The organism is Arthrobacter sp. E70 (genome assembly GCF_058266945.1).
Map to the genome: position 1 here is coordinate 84,127 of NZ_JBYQFR010000016.1, position 7,622 is coordinate 91,748.

Consider the following 7,622-nt stretch of genomic DNA (forward strand, 5'->3'; position numbering starts at 1 on the left):
ACGCTGTCCATACTAAATGAATGGCATTCATTTATTCGACGATCGCAGAGGGCAGCGCCGCCCCCTCCCAGCCTTCCGCCGGTCCCGCAGGCAGCATGCCCGCCGAGTGGGAGGCCCACCAGCGGACGTGGATGGCTTTCCCGCCGCCCAACGAAACCTTCGGCAGCGTGGGAAGCCCCACCCTCGACCGCGCACGGACAGCCTGGACCCGGGTGGCCCGCACCATCGCCCGCTATGAACCCGTCACGGTCGTAGCGGATCCGCGTGACGCGACAACCGCCAGGGAATGGCTGGGCGACGGCATCACCGTGCTGGAGGTGCCGCTGGACGACGCCTGGCTGCGGGACAGCGGCCCAACGTTCACGCACCGGGCGGACGGTTCGGTGGCCGCCGTCGACTGGATCTTCAACGGTTGGGGCGCGCAGGACTGGGCCGACTGGGACAAGGACCGCCTGGTGGCCGGAGCCGTCGCAGCGGAAGCCGGGACTCCAGTCCGGTCCAGCGGGCTGGTCAACGAGGGCGGCGGGTTCCATGTCGACGGCGAGGGGACCGTCCTGCTCACCGAGACAGTCCAGCTCGATGCGGGACGCAACCCGGGGGCTACCAAGGCCTCGGTCGAAGCGGAAATCCACGCAGCACTGGGAACCACCAAGGCCATCTGGCTTCCCCGCGGGCTCACCCGCGACTACGACGAGTTCGGGACCCGCGGCCACGTGGACATCGTGGCCGCCTTCGCCGGGCCGGCCACCGTCCTGCTGCACCGCCAGGACGACCCCGCCCACCCCGACCATGCCGTCTACCTCCAGCTGAAGACCGTCCTGGCCGGGCAGTTGGATGCCCGGGAGCGGCCCCTGCGCATCATCGACGTTCCCGCCCCCACGGTACTCAGGGACGACGAGGGTTTCGTGGACTGGTCCTACATCAACCACTACGTGGCCAACAACGTTGTGGTGCTCTGCAGCTTCGATGACCCGAACGACGCCATCGCCAAGGGCATCCTCGAACGCGCTTACCCGGGCAGGACCGTGGAACTGGTTGATGCGCGCGACATCTTCGCCTTCGGCGGAGGCATCCACTGCATCACGCAGCAGCAGCCCGCGGCAGTGGCAGCGGCAGCGGCAGGAGGCGCAGCATGAGGCTTGCCGAGCAGACCCGGACTCAGGCTGCTCCGGGTACGTTCAACGTGGTGGAAGCGGGCATCGCCCGGCTCCGGGCAGCCCTGGAATCAGGCGAGGTCACCAGCGAAGAGCTGGTGCGCCTGTACCTGGAGCGCATCGAAAAATATGACTCCTCCGGCATATGCCTTAATTCAGTGGTTGTGATGAACCCCGAAGCGATCACGGAAGCGCAGGCGTCCGACCGGCGCCGTGCCGCGGGCTTCACCCTGGGCCCCCTGGACGGCATCCCCTACACCGCCAAGGACAGCTACCAGGTACGCGGCCTCACCGTGGCTGCGGGTTCACCTGCCTTCAAGGACCTGGTGGCGCAAAAGGATGCCTTCACGATTGAGCGGCTGCGCGCTGGCGGGGCCGTCCTGCTGGGCCTGACCAACATGCCACCCATGGCCAACGGAGGTATGCAGCGCGGGGTATATGGTCGCGCCGAAAGCCCGTATAACGCGGAATTCCTCACGGCGGCGTTCGCTTCCGGATCCTCCAACGGTTCCGGCACGGCAACGGCAGCCAGCTTTGCTGCCTTTGGCCTGGCGGAGGAAACGTGGTCCTCCGGACGGGCTCCGGCGTCGAACAACGCCCTGTGCGCCTACACCCCCTCCCGCGGCGTCATCTCGGTGCGCGGCAACTGGCCCCTGGTGCCCACCATGGACGTGGTGGTTCCCCACGCCCGGTCCATGGCGGACCTCCTGGAGGTCCTGGACATTGTGGTGGCGGACGATACCGAAACGCGCGGGGATTTCTGGCGCACCCAGCCCTGGGTCAAGGTGCCCAAGGCATCCGCCGTCCGGCCGCCGTCGTACCTCGACCTGGCCGTGCCCGACGCCGCGGCAGCCAAAAGGGTGCTGGCGGGCAAACGCCTGGGCATCCCGCGCATGTATATCAACGAGGACCCCGAGGCCGGGACGGCGGAGGCACCGGGCATCGGCGGCCCCACGGGACAACGCATCGAAACCCGCGCCTCCATCATCGAACTGTGGAAGGCTGCACGGCGGGACCTCGAAGCCGCTGGCGCCGAGGTGGTGGACGTCGATTTTCCGGTGGTGTCCAACTACGAAGGCGACCGCCCGGGTGCGCCCACCATTGCCACCCGCGGCCTGGTGTCCCCGGAGTACCTCCGACGCGAGATCGTGGACCTTTCGGCGTGGGCGTGGAACGACTTCCTTGAGGCCAACGGCGACCCCGCACTCAACCGGCTGGCCGATGTGGATGGTGCCACGATCTTCCCGGCCCCGGCGGGATCTTTGCCGGACCGCTATGACGGATTCGACGACGACATCGGCGACTATCCCGCGTGGATCCGGGAACACGGAGAACCGGCACTGACGGACATCCCCCACCTTGGGGAAGGGCTGAAGGGGCTCGAGGAGACGCGCCGGGTGGACCTGGAGGAATGGATGGACCGGCTGGGCCTGGACGCCGTAGTGTTTCCCGCTGCCGCAGACATTGGTCCCGCCGATGCGGACACGAACAAAGCCTCCGCTGACCTCGCCTGGCGGAACGGAGTCTGGGTGTCCAACGGGAACCTCGTCCCCCGCCACCTTGGTATCCCCACGGTTACCGTTCCGATGGGTATCACGGGTGACATCCACATGCCCGTGGGCCTGACCTTTGCCGGCAGGGCCTACGGCGATACCCGACTGCTCCAGCTGGCGGCGGCCTTCGAGGCGACCGGGAGCCGCCGCGTCCCGCCACCGCGCACCACAGCACCGGAGCGATCCACCGGAGCCTGAGAAGTGGCCGCCCAGCCAGTGGAAACTCCTTGACAGGGGCGGTTGTGAGCGCTGACATAGGAGGGACCCCTATGCCAACCCGAAAGCCACACTCAATGAAGAACTGGGCAGGAAACCTTGAATACGCCTCGGCCGGCATCCAGCGGCCGGAGTCCGTGGCTGAACTGGCGGAGCTGGTGGCTGGCTCAGGCCGGATCAAGGCACTGGGGTCGCGCCACTCCTTCAACGCGGTGGGCGACACTGACGGGGTGCACGTCCTGCTCGATGCCCTGCCGCAGCAGGTGGACCTGGACCGGGACCGTAAAACCGTCCGCGTCAGCGGCGGGGTGAGCTACGGGGCGCTGTGCCGGGTTCTCGAGAAGTCCGGCTTTGCCATCCATAACCTGGCCTCGCTGCCGCACATTTCGGTGGCGGGGGCGGTGCAGACGGGCACCCACGGCTCCGGCGTCAACAACCCTTCCCTTGCCGGCGCGGTGGAGTCGATCGAGCTGGTCAGGGCCTCCGGGGAGCAGGTGACCCTCTCGCGGGCGGACGGTGACGAGTTCCTTGCCAGCGTGGTGGGCCTCGGGGCCCTGGGCATCGTGACCGGCCTGGAACTGGCGGTGCGCCCCAGCTTCCGGATGCGCCAGCGCGTCCTGGAGGACCTGCCGTGGGAACGTGCCCTGGAGAACCTCGACGCCGTCCTTTCCAGCGCCTACAGCGTCAGCCTCTTCACTGATTACGCCGGGGAGAACATCAGCCAGGTCTGGCTCAAGGCCCTGGATGAGGAACCGCAGCTCCAGGAGTTCTTTGGCGCCACCCCGGCCCAGCGTCCGCGGCATCCGCTGCCCGACATGTCCGCGGAGAACTGCACCCTGCAATTGGACGAACCCGGGCTGTGGCTGGACCGGTTGCCGCACTTCCGCCACGAGTTCACTCCGAGCAAGGGTGAAGAGCTGCAAAGCGAGTTCATCCTCCCCCTGGCACACGCTCCCGCCGCCCTGCGTGCGGTCCGGGCCCTCGCTGACCGGCTTGCGCCCCTGCTGTTCGTTTCGGAGGTCCGAACGGGCGCGGCCGATGAGTTCTGGCTGAGCCCGTTCTACCGGCAACAGAGCGTCGCCCTGCACTTCACCTGGAAGCCGCTGCAGCGTGAGGTGGAGGCCTTTCTACCGGAGCTGGAAGCTGCGTTGCAGCCCTTCGGCGCACGTCCGCACTGGGGCAAGCTCTTCTCCCCTGACGGCTATGACTGGGAGAAGCTCTACCCCCGCTTCAGCGACTTCCGTTCGTTTGCAGCGGCCGGCGATCCCGAAGGGAAGTTCCGGAACGGGCTGCTGGACGGCATTCTGGGCGTGGCGGTGCCCCGGTAGGCTGGGGATCATGACCCGCCGCCTTGCCTTCCTGTCCGCCACATCCATCCTGCTGCTGACCGGCTGCGGGGCCGTGGGGGACGCGGCCGGCAACGCGGCCAGCGACGCCGCGTCCAAGGCTGCCTCCGCCGCCGCACAGGAAGTCAACCGGCAGGTTTGCGCCGTCATCCAGGACGGACTGGTGAGCGTAGAGGACAAGCAGGCGCTGGCAGGGCTTGTTTCTGCGGCGCGAACGGCAGGGGTTCCGGCCGAAATTACGACGCCGTTGGGAGAGATCGCGGCGTCCGGCGACCAGGTGCCCGCTGACTCCGTCAAGGCCCTCAAGGATGCCTGCCGGGCATGACCGGAGGGCGGTGCAGAACCCCTTCAACGCACCCCTTCTTGGTGCTACCTTGAAATGACGAACTAGTAAGCCTGTGATACTAATCACGTGCGAAGGAGATCGTCATGGCAGAACGAGGCAACACCACCCATGGCCAGAATCTGGACGACCAGCTGAAGCATGAATCCCAGGGGGTGGTGCACGGAAACCAGCCTCCCCATGCGGAGGAATGGCGTGAGACAGAGCCCTTCCCGGACGACACGGACCCCGCTGAGGTGCGCGAGGCGCTCAACCCGGCCGCGGCACCGGAACCCCTCACCAGCGAGGAGGAGGAACAGTGACCGGGAGCCTGAAGGCCTATGCGGACCTGTGCCGGCTCCCCGGTCCATGGTGCGCGGCGTACGTCGACGCCGGAACCGGAACCGTGGATACGCTCGAAGCCGGCGACGTCAGGCCCGGCAACGTACGTTCCCAGCTTGAAGCCCAAGGGGCGGCCGCAGCGGACCTCGACGCCATGGAGCAGGCGCTCGAGCCGGCGGCGGGAGTTCCGGCCCCGGTTTCCCGCTATGTCCTGGTACGTGAGGGCAAGGCCGTAATCAACGAATTGCTGCCGGGAAGGCAGGTGTTGCCGGAGCGCGTTGTGGTCAGCCCTGTCCCGGACCTGTTGCCTCTGGCCAAGCACCGCCCGGAGGAGTTCCCCTACATCGTGGCGGAAGTAAGCCGGGAGCACGGGGAAATCCGGCTGTACCGCGCCGGTGCCGGCGCGCCCGCCGCAGTCCAGGAGGTGGAGGGCGAAACCGAACACGTCCACAAGTTCCACGGAGGCGGCTGGTCGGAGCTGCGGTTCCAGCACCACACGGAGGATGTCTGGCGCCGCAATGCAGACGAGGTGGCAGGGGAAATCGACAGGGTGGCCAGTGCCAGCGGAGCCCGCCTGATTGTCCTTGCCGGCGACATCCGTGCCCGCGGGCTGGTGCAGGAACAGCTCTCCGATGCCAGCCGGGCTCTCGTGTCCGAGGTGGATTCCCACACCCACACCGCGGGGGCGGACAGCGCCAACCTGGAGGACCAGGTCAACGAGAGGGTGGCCGAAGTCTGGGCTGCCGGGCAGCAGGATGTGATGGACCGGCTCGCCGTGCAGGAGGGCCAGGGGAACCCCGAGTCCGCCGTCGGCATCGGGGCCGTGGTCCACGCGTTGCAGCAGGCACAGGTCGAGGTCCTGATCCTGGATGATGCCGCCCTGTCCGAGCGGACGTTGCTGGCGCTGGACGCCGAACCGTGGGTTGCCCTGGGCGAAGAAGAGACGTTGGCTGCAGGCATTCTGGGCAAGGTGCCCGCGCCTGCGGCACTGCTGCGGGCGGCGGCATTGACGGATGCCGAAGTCCTTCTGGTTCCCGGACCGGTCCTGCCCGAGGGCTCGGATGCCGCGGCCCTGCTGCGCTGGTCCACCGGGCCCCAGGTACCGGAGTCGTAAGCACGCCCACGCAGGAAAGCTACCGAAGGGAAGGTGCACCATGAGCACTGCAGATGAAAATACTGATGACGTCCTGGGAAGCGTGATGGTCCCGGAGGAGGACGCACTTCCGAACCCCACCCGCACCGGGCACGGCAAGATGCCCGAAGAAATTGACGACGACGCTTACCAGAAGGCCGCCGAGCAGGAAAGGGTGGCGGCCGGGCTGGCCGACTATGCGCCCAGTGACGTCCCGCCGGCCACCGACCCCCTTCCGCCCGAAGCCGCGGAGGAGGCAGACCTGGCCCAACGTGGCTTGCTGGAGGAAGAAGGCCAACAGGACAACGGTTAGCAGACAGCAGGGGCCGGCCCACCACGGGCCCGGCCCCTGCTTGTGGATTACCTCAAATCTGGTGGGGCTGATCGCGCGCCCGCAGGCCACTTGCCCGGCCCGGCTGGGGCCGGTGCCCAGCCCGGTGTTCGGGCGCCACAAAAGGGACAACCCCCGTATCCCGGTTGAGCGGCACGGCACGCACGAACTTGGTCAGCTCGTCGCGGAGGGCCTTCCAGGCGATGTCGGGATCGTCCGGGTAGGCATTGATCTCCGCCTGCCTGGCTGCGTCGACGGCACTCTCGCCCGCCTCGGTGAGCTCAACCTTCAGCTGCCTCCGGTCGGTTGCCTGGCGCGTCCTGGTGATAAGTCCGGCCGCTTCCAGCCTCGTGAGGACCCTGCCCAACGTCTGGCTTTGGACCCGTATGGTGTCCGCGAGCTGCTCCTGGTTCAGCGGTCCGTCCGTCAGCCCCTCCAGGGCGATAACGGCGGCACGGGTCAATCCAAGCGGCGCCAGGGCATCATCCTGCCGCCGCTGGATCAGGCGGGCCGCCAAGGTGATCAGGCGGTAGCTGCTCCGGGCATCCGGATCGAGATTGCTGGTCATCGGCCGCGGCCTTCCTGTAGTTGGCGAAGTACGGGTTTGACCCCTTCATGCGTCGCTACCCTTCTACAATAAGCATGCTTAGCATCAGATTTGCAAGTAGGCTTACTATCCGCCCCCGATGCAACCGCCCGCAACATGACGACGGCGGCAAAAGAATGCGGCACCCCCTTGCAATCGAAATGGAAAGTGTGCTTAGTATCTAATTAGTAACCCTGCTTACTAAGTTGCCAGCACTGCTGGTTCTTGATCGCCAGCTAAACCTTTCTGAAAGAGAGCGAAGATGACAGAGAACCAATGGCCCCAGACTCCCACCCCCGCCACCACCGACCCGTACGGCACACAGTCCTACGGCGCAGCAGGAGATAGCCCGCAGCACGCCGCCTACCCGGCCGATGCGGCAGGTACCTCCAAGACACACGCCGCCAAGGAGGAAGCCTCCAACGTGGCCGGCGAGGCCGCGTCCGCCGCCCAGGGCGTTGCCCAGACGGCGAAGGAGGAAGCCGCGAACGTCGCCTCCGAGGCAAAGGCCGGCGCGCAGGACCTGCTGCACCAGGCCCGCGCGGGGCTGACCAGCCAGGCCGGCACCCAGCAGCAGAAGGCAGCGGAAGGCATCCGCAACATCTCCACCCAGCTGCACAGCATGGCCACCGCCCCGGAG

At 67.2% G+C, this 7,622-nt stretch carries 8 protein-coding genes and 1 pseudogene; 8 read left to right on the forward strand and 1 reads right to left on the reverse strand.

The window, feature by feature from the left end; translation table 11 throughout:
- Nucleotides 1–20: 20 nt before the first annotated feature.
- The 7 genes from AC3IMC_RS17910 to AC3IMC_RS17940 all read left to right on the forward strand — a co-directional run bounded on the left by AC3IMC_RS17910 (nucleotide 21) and on the right by AC3IMC_RS17940 (nucleotide 6,378).
- Nucleotides 21–1,136 carry an agmatine deiminase family protein gene (locus AC3IMC_RS17910; RefSeq protein ID WP_490920063.1) on the forward strand — a complete coding sequence of 372 codons (1,116 nt, stop codon included), beginning with the start codon at nucleotides 21–23 and terminating at the stop codon, nucleotides 1,134–1,136.
- The gene (locus AC3IMC_RS17915) at nucleotides 1,133–2,905 is read left to right on the forward strand and encodes an amidase (protein ID WP_490920065.1); all 1,773 of its coding nucleotides are present in this window, start codon (nucleotides 1,133–1,135) and stop codon (nucleotides 2,903–2,905) included. Before AC3IMC_RS17910 ends, AC3IMC_RS17915 begins: the two co-directional genes overlap by 4 nt.
- Nucleotides 2,906–3,000: 95 nt before the next feature.
- Nucleotides 3,001–4,251: a D-arabinono-1,4-lactone oxidase gene (locus AC3IMC_RS17920; RefSeq protein WP_490920067.1), complete on the forward strand. Its 1,251-nt coding sequence runs from the start codon at nucleotides 3,001–3,003 to the stop codon at nucleotides 4,249–4,251.
- A gap of 10 nt (nucleotides 4,252–4,261) precedes the next feature.
- Nucleotides 4,262–4,594 (forward strand): hypothetical protein, encoded by a 333-nt coding sequence (locus tag AC3IMC_RS17925; RefSeq protein ID WP_490920069.1) that lies wholly within the window; start codon nucleotides 4,262–4,264, stop codon nucleotides 4,592–4,594.
- 104 nt (nucleotides 4,595–4,698) lie between these two features.
- Nucleotides 4,699–4,914 carry a hypothetical protein gene (locus AC3IMC_RS17930; protein WP_490920071.1) on the forward strand — a complete coding sequence of 72 codons (216 nt, stop codon included), beginning with the start codon at nucleotides 4,699–4,701 and terminating at the stop codon, nucleotides 4,912–4,914.
- Entirely contained in the window at nucleotides 4,911–6,047 is a 1,137-nt protein-coding gene (locus AC3IMC_RS17935) for a baeRF2 domain-containing protein (RefSeq protein ID WP_490920073.1), read from the forward strand. The genes AC3IMC_RS17930 and AC3IMC_RS17935 overlap by 4 nt, the downstream gene beginning before the upstream one ends.
- A 40-nt stretch (nucleotides 6,048–6,087) precedes the next feature.
- Nucleotides 6,088–6,378: a hypothetical protein gene (locus AC3IMC_RS17940; protein ID WP_490920075.1), complete on the forward strand. Its 291-nt coding sequence runs from the start codon at nucleotides 6,088–6,090 to the stop codon at nucleotides 6,376–6,378.
- A 52-nt stretch (nucleotides 6,379–6,430) separates the two neighbouring features.
- Here AC3IMC_RS17940 and AC3IMC_RS17945 read toward each other — a convergent pair whose 3' ends face one another.
- Nucleotides 6,431–6,964, reverse strand: coding sequence for a MarR family winged helix-turn-helix transcriptional regulator (locus AC3IMC_RS17945; protein ID WP_490920076.1), 534 nt, complete (start codon nucleotides 6,962–6,964; stop codon nucleotides 6,431–6,433).
- A gap of 280 nt (nucleotides 6,965–7,244) precedes the next feature.
- On the opposite strand from AC3IMC_RS17945, the pseudogene AC3IMC_RS17950 reads away from it, so the two are divergent.
- A pseudogene (locus tag AC3IMC_RS17950) lies at nucleotides 7,245–7,622 on the forward strand (hypothetical protein); the annotation flags it as partial.

Coding starts and splice junctions, on each gene's coding strand:
- AC3IMC_RS17945 (WP_490920076.1), bottom strand. CDS start 6,964: ATGACCAGCAATCTCGATCCGGATGCCCGGAGCAGCTACCGCCTGATC.
- AC3IMC_RS17930 (WP_490920071.1), top strand. CDS start 4,699: ATGGCAGAACGAGGCAACACCACCCATGGCCAGAATCTGGACGACCAG.
- AC3IMC_RS17920 (WP_490920067.1), top strand. CDS start 3,001: ATGAAGAACTGGGCAGGAAACCTTGAATACGCCTCGGCCGGCATCCAG.
- AC3IMC_RS17925 (WP_490920069.1), top strand. CDS start 4,262: ATGACCCGCCGCCTTGCCTTCCTGTCCGCCACATCCATCCTGCTGCTG.
- AC3IMC_RS17915 (WP_490920065.1), top strand. CDS start 1,133: ATGAGGCTTGCCGAGCAGACCCGGACTCAGGCTGCTCCGGGTACGTTC.
- AC3IMC_RS17910 (WP_490920063.1), top strand. CDS start 21: ATGGCATTCATTTATTCGACGATCGCAGAGGGCAGCGCCGCCCCCTCC.
- AC3IMC_RS17940 (WP_490920075.1), top strand. CDS start 6,088: ATGAGCACTGCAGATGAAAATACTGATGACGTCCTGGGAAGCGTGATG.